This window comes from Bradyrhizobium sp. 76, from assembly GCF_023073025.1.
Classification (GTDB): domain Bacteria; phylum Pseudomonadota; class Alphaproteobacteria; order Rhizobiales; family Xanthobacteraceae; genus Bradyrhizobium.
The window spans coordinates 621,571-640,610 of record NZ_JADPIS010000090.1 but is presented as its reverse complement, the minus strand read 5'-3'; the positions used below and the strand labels follow the sequence as shown (position 1 = coordinate 640,610).

16 protein-coding genes are annotated in these 19,040 nt (G+C 65.0%); 7 read left to right on the top strand and 9 right to left on the bottom strand.

Annotation, left to right across the window (positions count from 1 at the left end):
• Positions 1-2: 2 nt before the first annotated feature.
• The 4 genes from IVB48_RS19615 (at position 3) to IVB48_RS19600 (ending at position 2,204) form a co-directional block, all read left to right on the top strand.
• Positions 3-614: a TetR/AcrR family transcriptional regulator gene (locus IVB48_RS19615; protein WP_247401963.1), complete on the top strand. Its 612-nt coding sequence runs from the start codon at positions 3-5 to the stop codon at positions 612-614.
• Positions 615-808: 194 nt separating this feature from the next.
• Positions 809-1,345: a hypothetical protein gene (locus IVB48_RS19610; protein ID WP_247401960.1), complete on the top strand. Its 537-nt coding sequence runs from the start codon at positions 809-811 to the stop codon at positions 1,343-1,345.
• Positions 1,346-1,405: 60 nt separating this feature from the next.
• Positions 1,406-1,759: a hypothetical protein gene (locus tag IVB48_RS19605; protein WP_081747982.1), complete on the top strand. Its 354-nt coding sequence runs from the start codon at positions 1,406-1,408 to the stop codon at positions 1,757-1,759.
• A gap of 16 nt (positions 1,760-1,775) precedes the next feature.
• Positions 1,776-2,204 carry a hypothetical protein gene (locus tag IVB48_RS19600; protein ID WP_247288053.1) on the top strand — a complete coding sequence of 143 codons (429 nt, stop codon included), beginning with the start codon at positions 1,776-1,778 and terminating at the stop codon, positions 2,202-2,204.
• Between the two features lie 77 nt (positions 2,205-2,281).
• On the opposite strand, the gene IVB48_RS19595 is transcribed toward IVB48_RS19600, so the two are convergent.
• From IVB48_RS19595 to IVB48_RS19585, 3 genes are all read right to left on the bottom strand, one after another.
• Positions 2,282-2,737 carry a hypothetical protein gene (locus IVB48_RS19595; protein ID WP_247288052.1) on the bottom strand — a complete coding sequence of 152 codons (456 nt, stop codon included), beginning with the start codon at positions 2,735-2,737 and terminating at the stop codon, positions 2,282-2,284.
• A gap of 126 nt (positions 2,738-2,863) precedes the next feature.
• Complete coding sequence (locus IVB48_RS19590) at positions 2,864-4,237, bottom strand: HD-GYP domain-containing protein (RefSeq protein WP_247401958.1); 1,374 nt, start codon at positions 4,235-4,237, stop codon at positions 2,864-2,866.
• Between the two features lie 221 nt (positions 4,238-4,458).
• Positions 4,459-5,124, bottom strand: a complete 666-nt coding sequence (locus IVB48_RS19585) for a MarR family winged helix-turn-helix transcriptional regulator (protein WP_247401956.1) — start codon at positions 5,122-5,124, stop codon at positions 4,459-4,461.
• 19 nt (positions 5,125-5,143) lie between these two features.
• On the opposite strand from IVB48_RS19585, the gene IVB48_RS19580 reads away from it, so the two are divergent.
• Positions 5,144-5,977, top strand: coding sequence for an alpha/beta hydrolase (locus IVB48_RS19580; protein ID WP_247403021.1), 834 nt, complete (start codon positions 5,144-5,146; stop codon positions 5,975-5,977).
• Positions 5,978-6,034: 57 nt separating this feature from the next.
• A complete protein-coding gene (locus tag IVB48_RS19575; RefSeq protein ID WP_247401954.1) occupies positions 6,035-6,838 on the top strand; it encodes an isocitrate lyase/phosphoenolpyruvate mutase family protein in 804 nt (267 codons plus the stop codon).
• A gap of 29 nt (positions 6,839-6,867) precedes the next feature.
• Here the strand turns inward: IVB48_RS19575 and IVB48_RS19570 are convergent, their stop codons facing one another.
• From IVB48_RS19570 to IVB48_RS19560, 3 genes are all read right to left on the bottom strand, one after another.
• Complete coding sequence (locus IVB48_RS19570) at positions 6,868-9,453, bottom strand: EAL domain-containing protein (RefSeq protein ID WP_247401952.1); 2,586 nt, start codon at positions 9,451-9,453, stop codon at positions 6,868-6,870.
• Positions 9,454-9,605: 152 nt separating this feature from the next.
• Positions 9,606-10,898 carry an MFS transporter gene (locus IVB48_RS19565; protein WP_247288298.1) on the bottom strand — a complete coding sequence of 431 codons (1,293 nt, stop codon included), beginning with the start codon at positions 10,896-10,898 and terminating at the stop codon, positions 9,606-9,608.
• 97 nt (positions 10,899-10,995) lie between these two features.
• The gene (locus tag IVB48_RS19560; protein WP_247401950.1) at positions 10,996-13,386 is read right to left on the bottom strand and encodes an EAL domain-containing protein; all 2,391 of its coding nucleotides are present in this window, start codon (positions 13,384-13,386) and stop codon (positions 10,996-10,998) included.
• A gap of 314 nt (positions 13,387-13,700) precedes the next feature.
• Between IVB48_RS19560 and IVB48_RS19555 the strand changes: the two genes are divergently transcribed.
• Positions 13,701-14,867 carry an ABC transporter substrate-binding protein gene (locus tag IVB48_RS19555; protein ID WP_247401949.1) on the top strand — a complete coding sequence of 389 codons (1,167 nt, stop codon included), beginning with the start codon at positions 13,701-13,703 and terminating at the stop codon, positions 14,865-14,867.
• A 7-nt stretch (positions 14,868-14,874) separates the two neighbouring features.
• Here the strand turns inward: IVB48_RS19555 and IVB48_RS19550 are convergent, their stop codons facing one another.
• The 3 genes from IVB48_RS19550 to IVB48_RS19540 are packed head-to-tail and all read right to left on the bottom strand — an operon-like array spanning position 14,875 to position 18,769.
• Entirely contained in the window at positions 14,875-15,852 is a 978-nt protein-coding gene (locus IVB48_RS19550) for a hydroxyacid dehydrogenase (RefSeq protein ID WP_247401947.1), read from the bottom strand.
• 12 nt (positions 15,853-15,864) lie between these two features.
• The gene (locus IVB48_RS19545) at positions 15,865-17,730 is read right to left on the bottom strand and encodes a TRAP transporter large permease subunit (protein ID WP_247401945.1); all 1,866 of its coding nucleotides are present in this window, start codon (positions 17,728-17,730) and stop codon (positions 15,865-15,867) included.
• Between the two features lie 7 nt (positions 17,731-17,737).
• Positions 17,738-18,769 carry a TRAP transporter substrate-binding protein gene (locus IVB48_RS19540; RefSeq protein WP_247401943.1) on the bottom strand — a complete coding sequence of 344 codons (1,032 nt, stop codon included), beginning with the start codon at positions 18,767-18,769 and terminating at the stop codon, positions 17,738-17,740.
• Positions 18,770-19,040 lie beyond the last annotated feature (271 nt).

The following is a 19,040-nucleotide window of genomic DNA, read 5'->3' as shown; positions in this document are numbered from 1 at the left end:
CGATGTCAAGGGTGAGAACCAGGCCGACCAGGGACGACACGCGCGACAGGCTGTTCGAGGCGGCCGCGCGCGTGTTCGAAGAGGACGGCATCGGCGGCGCCAGCATCGAGGCGATCGCGGTGGCGGCCGGATTCAGCCGGGGAGCGTTCTATTCCAACTTCAAGAGCAAGGACGAGCTGATCATCGCCATGCTCGAGGACCATGTCGCGCAGTCGATCCGGCGCAACATGGACATCCTCGCGCAGCACGACAATCTCGACGACTTCATCGCGGCGCTGAAGGCGATGGATCGCACAAGGCAGGATCCACTCGGCCGCTCGCCGCTGCTCCACATGGAGATGATCCTGTTTGTCGCGCGCGCGGAGAAGCGCCGACCGGAGCTTGCAAAGCGCCTGCGCGCGCGGCGCAAGCTGGTCGCCGACATCGTCGAGGCCACGCTGAAGAGCAACGCGAAGGGCGACACGCTCAATCCGCCATGGATGGCCTCCGTCGTGCTGGCGCTGGAAGACGGCTTTCGCCTGCACCGCCTGATCGATCCGGAGACGACGCCGGCCGACAGCTTTCTGCGCGCGATCACGGATCTGCGGCGCAGGACGGGATTGTCGTCGGACTAGCGCTTGTTGTCCTCAGATCGTCGAGCTTCACTGTTCCCGCTCGACATCGGCGCGCCGCGCTGCGCCGCTGGAACCTGGCAGCGATTATACGCGCGCATTTTCCACATCACCGTACCCCATCCAAGGAACGTTTCCTCACCTTGCCACTTTATCCCGAGCCTGTTTTGGCAATTTGATCATTGGAGGAGACAGCGATGAGGATTCTGAAATTGTCTGCGGCCGCAGCCGCGCTGCTGGCCGGTACGGCGCTCGCGATGGCGCAGTCCAGCTCGACGGTCGGCGCGGGTGGCTCGTCAGCCGGCGGCGGCACCAGCAACTCGACCGTCGGCACCGGCGGTTCATCGGCGGGTTCGGGCAGCGGCTCGGGTTCGGCTTCGACGCTTGGCACCGGCGGCTCGTCGGCGGGCGGCGGCACCAGCAGTTCGTCGATCGGCACTGGCGGCTCTGCCGCGGGTTCGGGCAGCGGCTCAGGCTCGGCCTCGACGCTCGGCACCGGCGGTTCGTCGGCCGGCGGCGGCAAGAGCTCGTCCAGCGTCGGCACCGGCGGCTCTGCGGCAGGCTCCGGCTCCAACTCGGCATCGACAGTCGGCACCGGCGGCTCCTCGGCCGGCGGCGGCAAGAGCGGCTCGACCGTGGGAGCGGCCGGCTCCTCCGCGGGACATTCCAGCGACATGGGCATGGAAAAGGGCAAAGGCCACCACAAGGACGAGATGAAGAAGGACAAGGACTGACATCCCGGCCGGCGGAGCGGCAGCAATGCCGCTCCTTCGTCCTTCCTGAGGAGGACTGGCATGAACAGACCAATCGTTGCGATCGCAGTTTTGACTTTGATAAGCAGCGCCGCTGTGGGGGAAACCATGCAGAAAACCGGCAAGACCGCATCCGGCGAGACCTGCCGGGTCACGGTGGAAAAACATCCCGACGGCAGCATCACCGCGCTGGGGTCATCGGGTTCGGGCACAACCGGCTCGACCTCATCGAGCGGCTCGCTCTCGAGCTCGAGCTCGGCCGGCGGATCGTCGGTGCACGTCCAGGCCGGTGGCGGCAACGTGTCGAGTTCGTCCTCGACGGCCGGCGGCCCCGGTTCGACCAGCGCGAGCACCGTCACAGTCAACGGCTGCACCATCTCGACATCGTCGCCATAGCAAAAGGATTTGACAGATGAGAATGTTGATCGCGACCTCGTCGGTCGCACTCCTGCTCGCCGCCGCCGCGCCGTTGTCGGCACAAACCAGCATGACCGGTGGCACCGGCGGTTCGGCTGCCGCCGGCGGCACCTCGGCCAGCACGCTCGGCACCGGCGGTACGTCGACCTCGGGCTCCGGACAGACCGGCTCGTCGATTGCAGCGGGCGGCAGCGCCGCGTCTGCCAACGGCAAGGCGCAGTCCGGCACCAGCATGAACAAGGGCAACGGTCCGGTGCTCAATTCCAATGCGCGCGCGCAGGCGCATGAGGGTGGCACGTTCAGCCGCTCCCACACCCGCACCAAAGTGAAGGCGGGCGAGGAGGTCGGGTCCACCACCAAGACCATGTCGCACGTGCCAGGCTCCAAGCCGACCATGTCGACAACATCGACGAACGTGCGCTGAACCATCCTCACGAGACTGCTGCCCGCGACTTGCGGGCAGTTTTTTCTTTGTGAGCAGGTTTTTTCTTTGTGAGCGGATCAACCGCCGCTCAGCGTACGGCTGACGCGGGTCACGAGCGCATCCCACTGCCGCTTCTCGGAAGCGGGGTAGTTGATCAACACGCAATGCACGTAGCGACGGCCAAAGTTGCAGCGGTCGTACCAGATCTTGCCGCCCCGGGTGCTGGACACCACGAAGAAGCGCGGCGTGATGCGCTTGTAGGTGATGCCGGGCGGCGGATTCTTTCGCGCCAGGAAAGCGGCCGGTGAGCTGCCGTCGTTCGGAACGGCCTGCACCGTCAAATCCGCGCGGCCGTCGCTGGTCCGGTACTGCATGCCATACCCGTCGGGTCGACCGGCTTGCTCGGTGAAGATCGACGAAGGGATGTCGACGTTGGTCCCGGTCTCGGGAATGCGATAGCCACTCCAGCTCTCCGCACCGGCGGCAACCGGCAAGCTACAGAGCATGACAAGGATGGTGGCGATCTTCTTCATCGTGTGGCCCGGTTTGCGCTCGACGGCCGATAACGTGGAGAAGCGCCGGACGTTCCTTTCCGCGACGTGAACGCGCCCGTGTCGGCTCACCAGACGTTGCGAGCCGATGACGACCTCGGACCCTCGTCAAGCCGCCAGCGTCGCGTCGACACGTCCAAGAGCCCGGCGAAGGGCCGCGAAGCAGTCCGCGTCGATCTGGGTGCCGATCATCCCCGACATGATCGCAAGAGCTTTCGTCACTGGCATGGCAGCCCGATATGGCCGGTCCGCGGTCAACGCATCGAAGATATCCGCGGTCGTGATGATGCGGGTGTCCAGGCAGATCTGGTCTCCCGCAAGCCCACGGGGATAGCCTTTGCCGTCCAGCCGCTCGTGATGCGCCCCGGCGATCGGAGCAAGATCGCCAAACGCGCCGATGCGCGACAGGATCGCTTCGGAATGCGCGGAATGCTTGCGCATGATCTCCCATTCGTGGTCGTCAAGCTTACCCGGCTTGTCCAGGATTGCGTTGCTGACGCCGAGCTTGCCAATGTCATGCAACAGCGCGGCACGCTTGAGCCAGCGTCGCCGCTCGGCCGTGAACTCCAGCTGCTCGGCGATCATGTCGGTAAAGAGCGTGACGCGCTCGCTGTGTCCGCTGGTGTAGGGACTTTTGGAATCGACCACTTGGGCAAAGGCAGCCGCGATATCATCCAAATAGTCGTCATCTACCGGAACGCTCGCCTGCTGCGGCAGCGGAGGCACTGTCTCGGACGCATCTTCAGTACCAATCGTGTCCCAGAATCCAGGCTGCGCCGCGATGCGCTCAAAAGCGGCAACCAGGTCTGGATCGAACCAGGTGCCCGCACGATTCCGGGCCTCTCGAAGGGCGGCTTCGGGACCGTTCGCGATATAGAACACATCGACCACCTGGGCCAACAATGCGAGGCGGGAATAGATCGGGATCGCCGTGCCGCGAACGCCGAGCGGCTTGCCGCCGCCATCCCAATGCTCATCGAGATTCTTGATGCCCTCCGCGACCGGTTCGGAGAAGCGCATCTTGCGGGCGATGTCGGCGCCGCGATGGCAGCGCGTCTCGATCAGTTCACGAGCGATCTCGCCGCCCTTCTGGAAGATGTTGACGATGGCGCGAAACCGTTCGGCCAGGCCGGCTTTCAGCCCGGTATGGCTCAACACGAAGCGCAGCGCCTGCGGCAGGCTGCCGTCAATGAGCTTGAAGTCCTGTTTGAAGGAGAGATCGTCGGTCAGATACAGCTCGCAGATGCGCGCAGCGTTGCTGCTGCAGCCGAGATCCTTCAGCAACAGCGCGTAATAGAGTTCGACCAGTTCGTTCTCGTCGAGGCCGATCTCCCTGCCGATCATGACGCCGATACGGCTGCACCTCACGCAATGTCCCGCCGGCTGCCCCTCCGAGAGATCGAGCGCGTGGCTCAGCGCACCCAGCAGTTCGGCAAGCGTGATCCGATCGAGCGGCTTGGGGGCGTGCAGGATGGGGTCCATTGACGGGGGCTCCGGGGCTGGTGCGGCCAGTGAACAAGGCGGATCACATCACCAGTCGATCAACTGATCACCAGAGGATTAACAGGAGGTTGTTTGCGAGCATCCGCAGACAGAAAGCCTTGTAGAGTTCGCCGAGCGGCCTCGCTGCGATGTCCAGATGGCCGGGCACCGTCCTCGCCTACTGGGCACAATGCTCGATGTGGCGATCGCAAGCCCGCCCGCTAGCGAGCGCGTTTGCCCTTGTCCGTGGGCAACGGACAATTCGTGCAAACGCTATCGTCGCACATGCGGCAGATCGTGAAGCGATCCATCTCGGACGTATCCTGCCGAGACAACAACTCATGGAGCAGCGTTTCGAGTCGTTTCGTTTCAGCCGGCGACAGCACATCCAGAAGCGACGCGACCGCCGATATTCGCGAGGTCATCAAGTCGTTGCGGGTTGCGGCGCCCTTCGCGGTCAGGTGCAGAGCAACCTCGCGGCCGTCCTGTCCGGGCCGACGTTCGACCAGCCGATCCGACACCAGACGGTCCACCAGCCGGACCGTTCCCGAATGCGACAGGCCAAGAATCCGCCGCAGCTTGTCGTTGGTCATGCCCTGGCCATAGCCGATGACGACCAGTGCCGCAGGCGTCTCGCCTCCGCGGCCGATGACCTCGCGCGCGCCCTGCTCGATCCGATCCATGACGGCGAGCGAAAGCGCCCCCAGCAAATTTGCGATTCCGTTTTCCATGAGCAGGACAATATGTGCGGAGCGCACAAAAAACAACTTGACGAATATGTGCGCTCCGCACATATTTCGATCGCGGGGCACGATGACATGGAGAATGACGATGAATACTGGGAGCGCGGCACGACTAGCGAATGCCCAAGCGAATACCAGAGGCATTGAACCCGCCTTGAAATACGTGCAGGCCAACGGCGTGCGCTTCGCCTATCTCGAGCAGGGCGACGGCCCCCTTGTCATGTTCCTGCACGGCTTTCCCGATAATGCCTGGTCGTATCGAAAGCAGCTGCAGGTCTTCGCGGATGCAGGGTATCGTGCGGTCGCGCCGTTCCTGCGCGGCTATGCGCCGACCGAGATTCCGGCGGACGGAGTTTTCGATCCGATCGCACTGGGCAAGGATCTCGAAGCCCTCATCGCGGCGCTGAGTGACGACGGACAGGCGCGCGTCGTCGGCATGGATTGGGGCGGCACCTCGACCTTTCAGGCGCTGGCAACGGCGCCATCGGCAATCAAGGCCGCCGTGGTCATGAACACCGCACATCCAATTACAATTTCGAGCATCAGACGGGATCCGGAGCTCGTTCGAGCCGTCTTCCATGTCTATTTCTTCCAGCTTCCCGGCGCCGAATCCGCGGTCAGTACCGAGGGACTTCCCTTCGTCGACTATCTCTGGAAGCTGTGGTCGCCGACATTCAACAATGCCGAGCACATCCGTTCAATCAAGGAGACGCTCAGCTCGCCCGGCACGATGGCCGCAGCGCTTAAATATTACGGAGGCCTGACCGATGCGGGGCTCGCGCGCCGGCTGCCGATCAATGACATGCACACGCCGACGCTGACGATCTATGGCAGCAACGATCCGACAGCGAGGTACTCGGTCAAGGAGGAGCCGCTGTTCAAGGGGCCGCACAAGCGGATTGTCCTGCCCGATGTCGGGCACTTCCCGCACCTCGAGCGTGAGGAAGAAGTCACCGGCCTGATCATGGGCTGGTTCAAGACGCACGCGCCTGACTGAACGCAGAGGGCGGTCGCCCACAACATCCTTTGAGTTCTCTAATCCGGAGTACGCGCAATGGACACCAAGACACAACAGCAATATGCTGAGACCTTTCATGCCCTTCACAGGAAGGGCGATCCGCTCATCCTGTTCAACGCCTGGGACGCCGCCACCGCCAAAGCCATCGCGAAGACCTCTCCGGCCATCGCGACCAGCAGCGGGGCGGTCGCCTCCGCACTTGGATACGCCGACGGAGAAAATGTCCCGCTCGACATGGTGACCGGCCTGGTGTCGCGGATGACTGCGGCCGTGTCTGTTCCAGTCTCAATCGATCTGGAGGCCGGATATGGCGACACCCCGGAGGCTGCCGCCAGATCGGCGACCGAGATTTTGAAAGCCGGCGCCGTCGGCATCAATATCGAGGACGGGCTATCAGGGGGAAAGCGGCAACTCGTCAATCCCGAGCTCCATGCCGCCAAGATCAAGGCCGTGCGGCACGCTGCAAAAGATCTGGGAGTTCAGCTCTTCATCAATGCGAGAACGGATCCGTTCTTGCTGAAATTCGGATCGCCGGACGAGTGCATGAACGAAGCGGCGGGGCGAGCGAAGGTCTATGCCGAGGCCGGCGCCGACGGAATTTTCGTCCCCGGCCTCACCGACCTCGCGCTCATTGAAAGGTTCGTTCAGCTCACGCCTCTGCCGGTCAACATCATGGTGACACAAGGCGTTCCCGCACTTCCGGATCTGGCTCGCGTCGGCGTTCGGCGGGTGAGTCTTGGACCGTGGCCTATGATGGCAGCAATGCGGATGATCGGACAGGCCGCAGCCGCGGTCGTCGCGACTAGGCAATACGGCACCTTCCTGCAACCGGAGGCCTGAGCCCGGACATCACCCGCCGAAAGTCGCTTCTACGCTGACCGCTTCACTGCGGTCGCGCCGGCCGGTGTAATGTCGAGACGAGCCAGCATCGCGTGCGCCTGCTCGGCGCAGTGCTCGATCAACCAGCGCTCGAAGGCAACAGGCGCGAGTGCGGGTGCGTAGAGGAAGCCTTGCACGACGTCGCAGCCGAGTTCGGCCAGCACCTTGCGCTGCGCCTCGGTCTCGACCCCTTCGCCGACGACGGTCATGCCGAGGCCCTGGCCGACGCGCACCACGGCGGTGGCGATCGCGAGCGCGCCAGCGTCACGCTCGATGTCGCGCATGAAGCTGCGGTCGATCTTCAGCTCGCGGATCGGCAGATGGGCGAGCCGGCTCAGGCTGGAATAGCCGGTGCCGAAATCGTCCACGGAAAGCCCGACGCCGAGCTCCCGGATCGCGTTCATCGTCTCGAGCGCGGCGACGCTGTCCTGCATGAACGCGCCCTCGGTGATCTCGAGCATCAGCGCATCCGCCGGCAGATCGTATTCAGCGAGGATGTCCTTGAGCCGCGCGGCCAGCGTGACGTTGCGAAAATTGATCGGCGACAGGTTCACGGACACGGATGGAATCTCGAGCCCGGCGCGGCGCCAGCTCGCCATCTGCCGGCAGGCCTCGCGCACCGACCACAGGCCGATCTGCTCGATCAGGCCGCACTCTTCGGCGAGCGGGATGAATTTTGCCGGCGAGACGTCGCCGAGCTCGGCATCATGCCAGCGCGCCAGCGCTTCGACGCCATGGATCGCGCCGTCGCAGCTGCGAATCTGCGGCTGATAGCTGAGGGTCAGCTCGCCCTCGGCGATGGCGCGGCGCAGCGCCGCAATCAAGGCCAGCCGCTGCTCGGTGAGCCCGTTCATCTCGGCGCTGAACAGGCGATGGGTCGAACGTCCCGCCTGCTTGGCCATGTACATGGCCGCGTCCGCCTGCTGCATCAGAGTGTCGATGTCGGTCGCATGATCGGGATAGAGGCTGACGCCGATGCTCGCCGACATCTGCAGCTGCCTGGAGCCGAGCCGCAGCGGCGCCGCCAGCGCTTCGGTGATTCCGGCCGCGACGCGCTCGGCACCCTCGGCGTTGCGACGCGGCAGCAGGATCACGAACTCGTCGCCGCCTAATCGCCCCAGCATGTCCTCGGGTCCGATCTGCTCGCGCAGGCGCTGCGCCAGCTGGATCAGGAGCTCATCGCCGGCGGCATGACCGAGCGTGTCGTTGACGTCCTTGAAATGATCGACGTCGAGGAAGGCCAGCGCGACGTGGCTGCCGGTCGGGCAGGCATCGATGGCGGTGGTGATCAGGCGCCGCAATTGCGCGCGGTTCGGCAGGCCGGTGAGGATATCGTGATAGGCGAGCCGCGCGATCTCGGCGCGCGCCTCCTTGCGCTCGATTGCGAAGGCGCCGAGATTGACGCAGGCCTCGACGATGCGCCGATGCCAATTGCTCGGCGCGCGCGGCTCCCGGTAGTAGAAGGCGAAGGTGGCGATAACCCGTCCGTCCTTGGCCTTGACCGGCGTCGACCAGCATGCGCGCAGGCCAATCGCGAGCGGCATCGCCTTGTAGGGCTGCCAGCGCGGGTCGGTCTCCAGATCGGTCGCCAGCACCGGCTCGCCGTAGAAGGCCGCGGTTCCGCACGAGCCGACATTGGGGCCGATGGCCACGCCGTCCAGCGCGCGGGAATAGTCCTCGGGCAGGCTTGGGCCGCCGAGCGGATGGATCAGGCCCGCGGCATCGATGTGCAGCAGCGAACAGACGACGTCGGGCGCCATCTGCTCGACACGGCGGCACAGCCGGTCGGCGATCTCGCCGATCGGGACCTCGTCGGCGAGCGCGCCCATGATGAGCTGCTGCAGCGAGCGCAGCTGCTTGGTCTCGGTGATGTCCTCGAGCAGCGCGAAGAAGTGCTTGACCTGGCCCTTCTTGTCGCGGAAGGCATCGATGCGGGCGCAGACCCAGATCTCCTCGCCGTCCTTGTCATAGGCGAGCATCTCGACCTCGCCGCGGTGGCCGCCATCCATCAGGCGCTTGACGAGCTTCGCAACGGCCTTGCGATCGGTGTGGCGGCCCGCGAGCAGGCCCCTGGCGCGGCGGCCCTCGGCTTCCTCGCTGGTGTAGCCGAACAGCGTCGTGAAGGCGGCATTGACGTAGACAATGTTCTGGTCGGTATCGGTGATGAGCACCGCACGGTTGGTCTGGTCGGAGACGGCGTGGAGAAGCCCGATCCTGCTGCGGCGCTCGGCGTCCGCTGTGACGTCGCGCGCGAACACGATGCGATAGGCAATGCCGCCACTTGCAATGGATGAAAGCGAGATGGCCGCGCGGATCCGGCTGCCGTCACGGCGCACCAGGCTGATCTCGTCCCGGAACTCCGCAAACGGTTCGGCCTGAAGGCATTTGAGGGTGAGAGTTTCGGCGTCGCGGCCGAGCACATCAGCGCGTGCGAGATTCCAGATCCGCTCTGCACCGGCATTGAAATGCGTGATGCGACGCGCGCTGTCGACGACGACGATGCCCTCGTCGGCGCGTTCGAGCGCGGCCAACAGCACTTCCGGAGTTTCTGTCATGGCACAATCGGAGGCGGACATCGCTAGACCCGGAGGCATCGGGAAGATACAGCAACCGAGGCTAGTGCCGCGATGGTGTCCAAGACGTTTTTGCAGCCCGGTCGCGCCGCGCCAAGACGCGACATGCTTAATGTTCTGCAAAAGAAGCGAGGGTAATCCGCTGCGTACGGAACCTATTCGGCGCCGGCGCCCACCTGAAGCTTCCCGGCGACGGCGCGCACCTTGCGCGGCGCAGCTTGCCAGATCGAAAGCGCCGACAGCCCGCTTACGATGATGGCAACGCCAAAAGCGAGCGTGTAGTCGCCGACCCGATCGTAAAGCAAGCCGGTGACCCAGGGACCGGCGGCGCCGCCGGCCAATGCCGCCAGCATGATCGTGCCGAAAATGCTGCCCTGGTGCTTGCCCTGAAAAATCTCGAACACCACTGCGCCCATGATCGAGGTCAGGCCGTAGCCGAGCGCGCCTTGCGTGAACACCATGAGATAGACCAGCCACAATGACGGTTGGAATTTCAGGGCCATCAGCGCCGCGAAAGAGATCGCAAAACCCGCGCAGCTGATCGCCCACACCCATTCCCGCCCGATCCGGTCGGAGACATGGCCGAGCAGGATCTGGCCGGGAATGCCGAGCAGGCTGACGATGCCGAGCGCCCACACCGCGACACCCGGGCTGAAGCCGATGTCGAGCAGGAATTTGGTCTGGTGCACCTGCACCGCGTACCAGATGTAGAGGCCGCAGAAATAGCCGAGCGCGATCCACCAGAACCGCGTCGTGGCGACCGCTTTCCGGAGTGTCCATTCGGTCCCGGCCCAGACGGGATCGACGATGTTGGAGACGGGTTTTGCGGCGCCCACAGCCGGGGCCGCATCGCCGTCGGGCCGCAGGCCGATATCCTCGGGGCGCCTGTGCAGGAACAGATTGATCGGCGCCAGCACGATCAGGATCATCAGGCCCATCGCCGTGCAGGCGGTGCGCCAGCCGGTCCCTTCGATCATGTGCTGCACCCACGGCAGCAGCGTCACCGAGCCGATGCCGACCCCGGCGAAGGCGATGCCGATGGCGAGGCCGCGAGTGCGGATGAACCAGTTCGGCAGGAACAGCGACTGCCCGGAATAACCGAGACACACCGAGCCGGCGCCAACCATGACGCCGATGGTGACGTAGAGATGCCATGGCTGACTCGTGAGCGGCGCGAGCAGCAGCCCGCCACCCATCAGAACCACGCCGAGCTCCATCACCGCGCGCGGGCCGGCGCGATCCATCAGCCGGCCGATCAGCGGGCTGACCATGCCCGACACCACGAAGCCGAAGGAAAATGCGCCCGCGGTGACGCCGCGCTCCCAGCCGAATTCAGAGATGATGGGAGGAAAGAACAGCGAGAAGGCGGTGCGAGCGTTGACGCCGATGGCCATGGTGACGAAGGTCACCGCGACCACGACCCAGCCGTAGAAGAACGGAAGCCGCATTGTGTTTCATCCCTGACGGTCCTTCCGACCATCCGGGACTGCCCGGGTCAAGCGCTTTTCGCGCATGCCCCATTGAGCGATCCTTGGGCGGCCGCCGTCAGGCGGCGTCGCGTTGGGCCGGTTTGGCGGGCGCGTCGAACAGGATCCGTTCGATTGGGTGCGGGCGGCCGAACAGATAGCCTTGCGCGAAATTGACGCCGAGTGCCTTCAGCCGTTCGTATTCCTCGCGGGTCTCGACGCCTTCGGCGGTCACCGACATGTCCAGCCCGCGCGCCAGCGTCACGATCGAGGAGATGATGGCGGAGCTGCGCGGCTGATGCGTGAGGTTGCGGATGAACGACTTGTCGATCTTGATCTTGTCGAACGGGAACGCGGTCAGATAGCTGAGCGACGAATAGCCGGTGCCGAAATCGTCGAGTGCGAGCGCGATGCCGATGCTCTTCAGCCGCTCCATGAAGGCGTGGTTCTCGACGCCGCGTTCCAGCAGCACGGATTCCGTGATCTCGATCTCCAGCCGCTGCGGCGGCAGCCCGGAATCTGCGAGCGCCGCGCTGATCATCTCGAACAGCTCGGCCTCCTTGAACTGGATCGGCGACAGGTTGACGGCGACCGCGAGCTCGGACGGCCAGCCGGCCGCGTCCGCGCAGGCGCGTCGCAGCACGAACTCGCCGAGCGGCACGATCAGCCCGGTCTCCTCCGCAAGCGGGATGAACTGGTCCGGCGGAATCAAGCCGCGCGTCGGATGCCGCCAGCGCACCAACGCCTCGAAGCCGCGCCGCGCGCCGCTGAGGGCGTCGACAAACGGCTGGTAGTGCACCTCGAGCTGGCACCGGGCGATGGCGTCGCGCAGATCGCCTTCCAGCGTGCTGCGCGCCTCGAGCTCGGCCGACATCGCCTTGTCGTAGATGGTGAAGCAGTTGCGGCCCGATGATTTCGAGCGGTACAGCGCAAGGTCGGCCTTCTTCAGCAGCTGCTCCTGATCGGTGCCGTGATCGGGCGCGATCGCAATGCCGATGCTGGTGCCGATCTCGACGCGATGTCCGGGAAGAAGGAACGGCTCGGCGACGAGCTTGGCAATCCGCCCCGCCAGTTCGGTCGAGCAGACGCGCTGATCCTCGCACGCTTCCTGAATGATGGCGAATTCGTCACCGCCGAGCCGGGCCAGCACGTCGCTGGCGCGCAGCGCGGATTTCAGCCGCTGTGCGACCTGACGCAGCAGCGCATCGCCCGCACCGTGACCGAGCGAGTCGTTGACGTTCTTGAAGCGATCGAGGTCGAGCATCAGGATAGAGAAGGTCGGACCGGCGTCCATCAAACGGCCATTGAGCTCGTCGAGCCGGGCGAGGAAGAAGGCGCGGTTCGGCAATCCGGTCAGGGTGTCGGTCTGGGCGAGTTCGAGCACCCGCCGGTTCGCCAGCGACAGCCGCTGCGAATTGCGGCTCGCGAGCATGAGATAGGTCGAAAGCGACAGCGTCAGCAGCATGCCGACGATCAGCACCGCGCCCGCGCGATCGTAAGTCGTCTCCAGCGGACCCCCGGCAGCCGGAACCGCCCGCACCTGCCAATCCATGCCGCCGATCTTGAGATTGCCCGACCAGTGCAGGGTCTGCGCGACGTCCCGCATCGACTGCGGCGCCGTCGCGGCCGACGAATAATCCGGCAGCATGGCCTCCAGGCCGACGATCTGCGCCGTAAACGGCGGATAGACGTTCACGCTGACCGCGGGGCTTGCCCCGGTGGTCGCGCGAATGGACTGGATCAGCAGCGGCAGGTCGAAGACGCCGACGACGAAGCCGGCGAGATTGCGGCGCCGGTCCACGACGGTGTCGCGCGATGTTCCCTTGGCGTAGACGGGAATGGCGACGAGTACGTCGGGCAAGCGGCCGCCCGCCTTCGGCTCGTAGAGGCGGGTGCGAATGGCCGAGACACGGTCGGTGTCGCGTGCGCGCTCGAGGATCTCGCGGCGCTCCGGAATGGTCGCGTAGTCCATGCCGTAGACCGGAGACGTCTTCGGCTGGGTCGAGTAGAGCACCGGAAAATATTCGTCGCTCTGCGGCGCGGTCGCGAACGCATCGGCCTGGAGCGACTTGATGCGATAGCCGGACACGCCGTCCGTGATCGCCGCGGCCTCGTATTCGGCGCGCTCCTTGCGGTTCACGCGCGGCACCCAGGAGATGCGCAGCATGCCGGGATGGCGCTCGAACAGGCGGGCGCTGAAGGTCTCGAATTCGCTGCGGGTGATCTCCTGGTTGGTCGATTCGAACAGCGTGCGCAACGCGACGAGCCTGGAGATGTACTCGCCCATGCCGTTCTGCATGACGATCACTTCGGTCTCGGCCGCGTTTTCGAACTCGATCTTGTTGACGCGGCCTTCCCATCGCGCCACAGCGGCCGCACCCGCGACCGAGAACAGAAGACCAACGCCGACTGCGACGAGTGCAGGGCGATAGAGCCCGAGCAGCGGCGCGGCACGCCACCATCCGGTCATACGTCCCCGATCCTGATCGTTCTGATCCCGACCGCCCATTCCAGAAACCGCCGTCCCCTCTCCCGGCCAACCGAACCTCTGGTTGAGCCGCCGGAGCCACTATCGGAACAGGACCCCGGTTAAGAACTGCACAATTTCGGAACGCGGCTTTTCTGCATCAGCTGGCTTAGTTAATGAAGTGCAGGATGGTGCGGGCTTTGTCGAAATAAGTTGCCGGTTTTCCCCGGAGTAGTACGGAGCCGCCGATACATCGGCGATTCATCCTGCGGCGATAGCTTTACCCGAAACCACTCCCCGCACCCGTAGACTTTTTGATGTATCGATCTCGATCTGCGACATCCATCGTGATCACCGTCGCGCTCCTGGCAGCAACCATGCTGCCGGCAAAAGCCGACGAGATCGGCGTCAGCGAGGGTGCGATCCTGTTCGGCCAGGCCGCAGCCCTCGAGGGTCCCTCCTCCACACTCGGACAGCGGATGCGGCAGGGCATCGTCGCAGCTTTCACCGAGATCAACGCCAAAGGCGGCGTCCATGGCCGCAAGCTCCAGCTCATCAGCCGCGACGACGGCTACGATCCCGACCGCTCGGTGGCGCAGACGCTGCGGCTGATCGAGGACGACAAGGTGTTCGCGCTGATCGGCGCGGTGGGCACGCCGACCGCGATGGCGACGATACCGATCACCAGCGCCAGGAACGTGCCCTTCATCGGTCCGTTCAGCGGCGCCGAATTCTTGCGCGACCTCGAGCTTGCGAACGTGGTCAACATCCGTGCGAGCTATGCCGCCGAGGCCGAGGCGTGGGTCAAGCACCTCACGGAGGATCGCCATTTCACCCGCATCGCCATCTTCTACCAGGACGATTCCTTCGGGCGCGACGGTCTTTCCGGCGTGAAGCGCGCGCTTGCCAAACGCGGTCTCGAGCTCGCCGCCGAAGGCACCTTCGAGCGCAACACCCGCGCCGTCGCGTCGGCCTGGCGCACGATCAAGCGCGTCGAACCCGAGGCGATCGTCATGGTCGGGACCTACGGTCCCTGCGCGGAGTTCATCAAGCTCGCGCACCGCAGCGGCGCTCGTCCGACCTTCGTCAACATCTCCTTCGTCGGCGCCGTGGCGCTCGCCCGGGAGCTCGGCCCCGAGGGCGAAGGCGTCGTCGTCACCCAGGTCGTGCCGTTTCCCTGGGATCGCTCGCTCAAGCTGGTCGCCGACTACCAGGCGGCGCAGACGGCGTTCGACCCGGCGCTGACACCGGACTTCGTGTCGCTCGAAGGCTACCTCACTGGCCGCCTCGCCGCCGCGGCGCTGGAACAAGCCGGGCCGCAACCGACGCGCGCGAACCTGCTGCGCGCCATCAACGATGTCGGCCGCTTCGACATCAGCGGCAGCACCGTCACCGTCGGCATGCGCATGCTCGACGCGCCGCCGAAGGTGTTTTTGACGGTGATCCAGAAGGACGGGACGTTCAAAGCAGTGGACCGGCTGTAGAGCCGGATCAGGGCCGACGCGTCCAGCGGTCGGCGTTGACGGCGCCTTGCGGGATCTCGCCTTTGACGATCGCCTCGACCTGGCGCACGGTTTCCAGCGACTGGTATTCGATCGCCTGCGGCGTCAGGCCGCCGACATGCGGTGTCGCGATGACGTTGGGAAGCTTCGCAAGCTCCGGGCTTGGCATCTGGTCGGGCGCGCGGCCGACATCCATCGCGGCACCCGCGATACGATTCTCGAGCAGCGCCTTCGCCAGCGCCGCCTCGTCGACGAGATTGCCGCGCGAGAGATTGATGAAAACGGCATGTTTCTGCATCCGCGCCAGTGCCGCCCCCCCGATCAAGTTCTCGGTCTGCTCATTGGCGATGGCAAGGCAGACGACATAGTCGGACGCGGCGAGGAGCTCATCGAGGCTGACCTGCCGGATGGCGCTGTCGCTCACGGTCGCAAAGGGATCTGCGACCAGCACCTCCATGCGCATCACCTTGGCAATGTCGGCGAGATAACGCCCGATGCTGCCATAGCCGATGATGCCGATCTTGCTGCCGGCGAGCTGCCGTCCCATCCGCGCTTCCGGCTTGCGGCCTGCCTGGTAGTCGGCCGTCGCCGGGGATACGCCGCGGGAGAGATCGACCATGAAGCCGAGCGCGAGCTCGGCAACGGCTTGCACGAAGCCAGGCCCGGCGCGGGTCACGAGCACGCCGGCGTTCGAGGCGGCCTCGACATCGACGTTGCGGATGTCGACGGCGCAGCGGACGAAGGCGCGCAGGCGCGGCAGTTGCGCAAAGATCTCGCCGCGTCCCTCGGTCATGCGATCGGCCACGATGATGTCGACATCTTGCGCAGCACGCACGAGGCTGGTTGAGACCAGCGTCTCATCGCTCTCGTGCAGGATCACCTCGGCGGTCGCGCGCAAACCGTTCAGGCTGCGATCGCCATAGTAATTGCGGCGCATCTCCGGCGTGTGGGCCAGCAGGACTTTCACGGCAAGACTCCTTCAGTAGCCGAACGCGCGCGGCAATGCCGTGCTGAGCCATGGCACGAACGCGATCACAAGCAGGCAAAGGAACAACAGGCCAAGATAGCCCATGATCGGCTTCACCGTCTGCTCGATCGGCACATTGCCGATCAGGCAGGCGCCGTAGAGCCCGAGCCCGAGCGGCGGCGCGAACAGGCCGATGCCCATCGCGATCACGAGCACCACGCCGAAATGCAGGGGATCAATGCCGAGCTGGACGGCCACCGGCAGCAGCAACGGCCCGAAGATGATCAGCGCGGCCGCGCCCTCCAGCACCGAGCCCATCACGATCAGCACGCCGATTGCGAGCAGGATGAACAGCCAGGTGCCGCTGGTCTTGGACAATCCCAGCATGAAATCGCCGACCGCATGCGGCACCTGCTGGAGGGTCAGCGTGAACGCCAGCGATTGTGCTGCGGCAACGATGAACAGCACGAGCCCCGCGCGCGTCGCCCCCTGGACGAAGCTGTGCGCGGCCGATGTGAAGCTGAGCTCGCGGAACACCACCCTGCCGACAACGAGTGCATAAGCCACGGCAAAGGCCGATATCTCCGTGGCGGTGGCAAAGCCACTCTTGAAGCCGAAGAAGATCATGAAGATCAGGCCGAACGAGGCGATCGCGCCGCTCCACAGGCCGGACACCGGCATCTGCGGCGCGATGTCCTCGGCATCAGCTGGCGTCTCAATTGGAGTCTTGCCGAAGATGATGGAGACGGCGATCAAGGCCAGCGCCATCAACGCCGCCGGCAGCAGCCCTGCGACGAACAGGCCGCCGATCGACAAATTCGCGACGAAGCCCAGGATGATCAGGTTGATGCAGGGCGGAATGGTCTCCGCCATCACCGCGGAGGCCGCGAGCAGCGCCACGGCGCCGCCCGGATTCTGCTTGGAGCGGCGCGCGGCCGGAATCAGCACGGAGCCGACCGCCGCGACGTCGGCCATCTTCGAGCCCGAGATGCCGGAGAACAGCACCATTGACGCGACCATCACGACGTTGAGGCCGCCGCGCATGCGCCCGACCCCGCGCTGCAACAGCTCGATCAGCCGCACCGACATGCCGTTGGCTTCCATGAGGTAGCCGACGAGAATAAAGAACGGAATCGCGAGCAGCACGAAATTGTCGATGCCGCGCGCCATTTGCTGGGCGAAGATCACGCCGGGCAGCGCGCCCTCGACCCAGATGAAGATCAGCGCGGCCAGCGCCAGCGCAAAGCCGATCGGCAAGCCGCCGACCAACGTCGCGAAGAAACCGATCAGCATCAGCGTGCCCGCTGACGGCACCGTGGCCGGCGACAGATAATCCCAGGCGAGATAGAGGCCGGTCACGACGGCAATCGCGACGAGGCCTCTGACGATATCAGGGAGCGGCCTGGCGCAGAGCTGGTCGATCGCGAACACCGTCATGAACAGAGCGCCGGCGCCTATCGGGTAGAAGGTCAGCTCCAGCGGCAAGCCGGATCCGGTGGTCTGGCCCGCCGTCAGCGAGCCGAGCTTGATGGCGTTGTAGGCGACGTAGCCCGAGATCAGCACCACCAGCAGCGCACTCGCGGCGTCGACCAGCGCGCGCAGCCGTACCGGAGCCAGGTCGCGGAAGAACGAGACGCCGACATTCTCGCCGCGCGCGAGCGCACTCGCCGCGCCGAAGAAGGCCGAGCCGACCATCAGGCCGCGCGCGACGTCGTCGGACCACTCCACCGGCGCGTTGAAGCAGAAGCGCAGCAGCACGGAACCGCAGACGACGACGAGATCCGCGGCCAGCAGAATGGCCGCGATCGCATCGCTGAGGCGAAGCAGCAGGGCGATGCTCCCGTGGCGGCCGCCCGAGAGAGGTACGGCAGCTGTCATTGCCACGTCAGGCCTGCGTGGCGCGGATGATGTCGATGACGGCCTTGGAGTCCGGCCGCGCCTTCATGAAGTTCTCGATCTGCGGCGCGACGCGCTTCTTGAACGCCTCGCGGTCGCATTCGGCCACCGTCACGCCCTTCTCGGTCAAAGCCGATAGCGCCTCCTTCTCGACCGCGAGCCCGTGGGTGCGCGTGTCGGCCGCAGCCTTCCTCGCGGCGTCGAGGAAACCCTCGCGCAGCTTCGGATCCATGCGATTGTAGGTCGCGTCGCTGAAATAGATCGCGAGCGGCGAGAAATTGTGCTGCGTCAGTGAATAGAATTTCGCCGTTTCGAAGAACTTGCTCGCCAGGATGGTCGGCGGATCGTGCTCCAGCCCGTCCAGCACGCCGGCCTGCAATGCCGTGTAGATTTCACCGAACGCCAGCGGCGTCGCGGCGGCGCCCATCAGGCGCAGGCATTCCGTGATGACGGGATTCGGCAGGGTGCGGATCTTGAGACCGGCGAGATCTTCCGGCGTCTTCACCGGCTTCCGCGCCAGCACGCTGCGCGAGCCGAAATTATACGCCCAGGCGATGATGCGGATGTTGCTGCCCTTGAGCAGCGCGTCCTCGATCGGCTTGGCGGCGCCCGAATCGAACGCTTTGGTCTGCTGCGGGAAGCTCGAGAACAGGAAGCCGAGATCGAAGGTCCCGACCAGCGGCACCAGATTGGCCGAGATCGACGAGCCCGAGACCATGAGATCGATGACGCCGAGCTTCACCGAGTTGATGACGTCGATTTCCTGACCCAATTGGTTGTCGGGAAAGAACGCGACCTCGACCTGTTCACCGAGGCCGTTCGCCTTCAGGTTTTTCATGAGATTGTCGTAATAGACGCGGCCGTTGGCGAATTTGGGATCGTTCGGCAGCGAGGAGGAGCATTTCAGCTTCAAGGTCGCGGCTTCGGCGCGGCCGATGAGTGCGGGGGAGAACACGAGGCCGGCGGCAAGTCCCGTCGACGACTTGATGAACGCGCGACGGTTCACGGGCACGATGGACATAATGCGGTTTCTCCCCAATTATTATTTTTCGAGCGACGGTCGTTGCCGCAGCCCGTTGCGCGGACTGTATGGCCAAAGCGACGGCGCAGGCAAGGCTTGCGGCCGGTGGTCGCAAAGCGGCGCGTCGCGAAGATCGACGGCATCCGCGCGCGGCGAAACAACCGTGTTTTTTGCGGGATTCTCGCTTAGACCGGCATCGGGTCCATTGTGCGAGAGGATGCTTTCGCGCGCGGCATCGCAATCAATCTAATTGGCGCATGGATCAATGCGC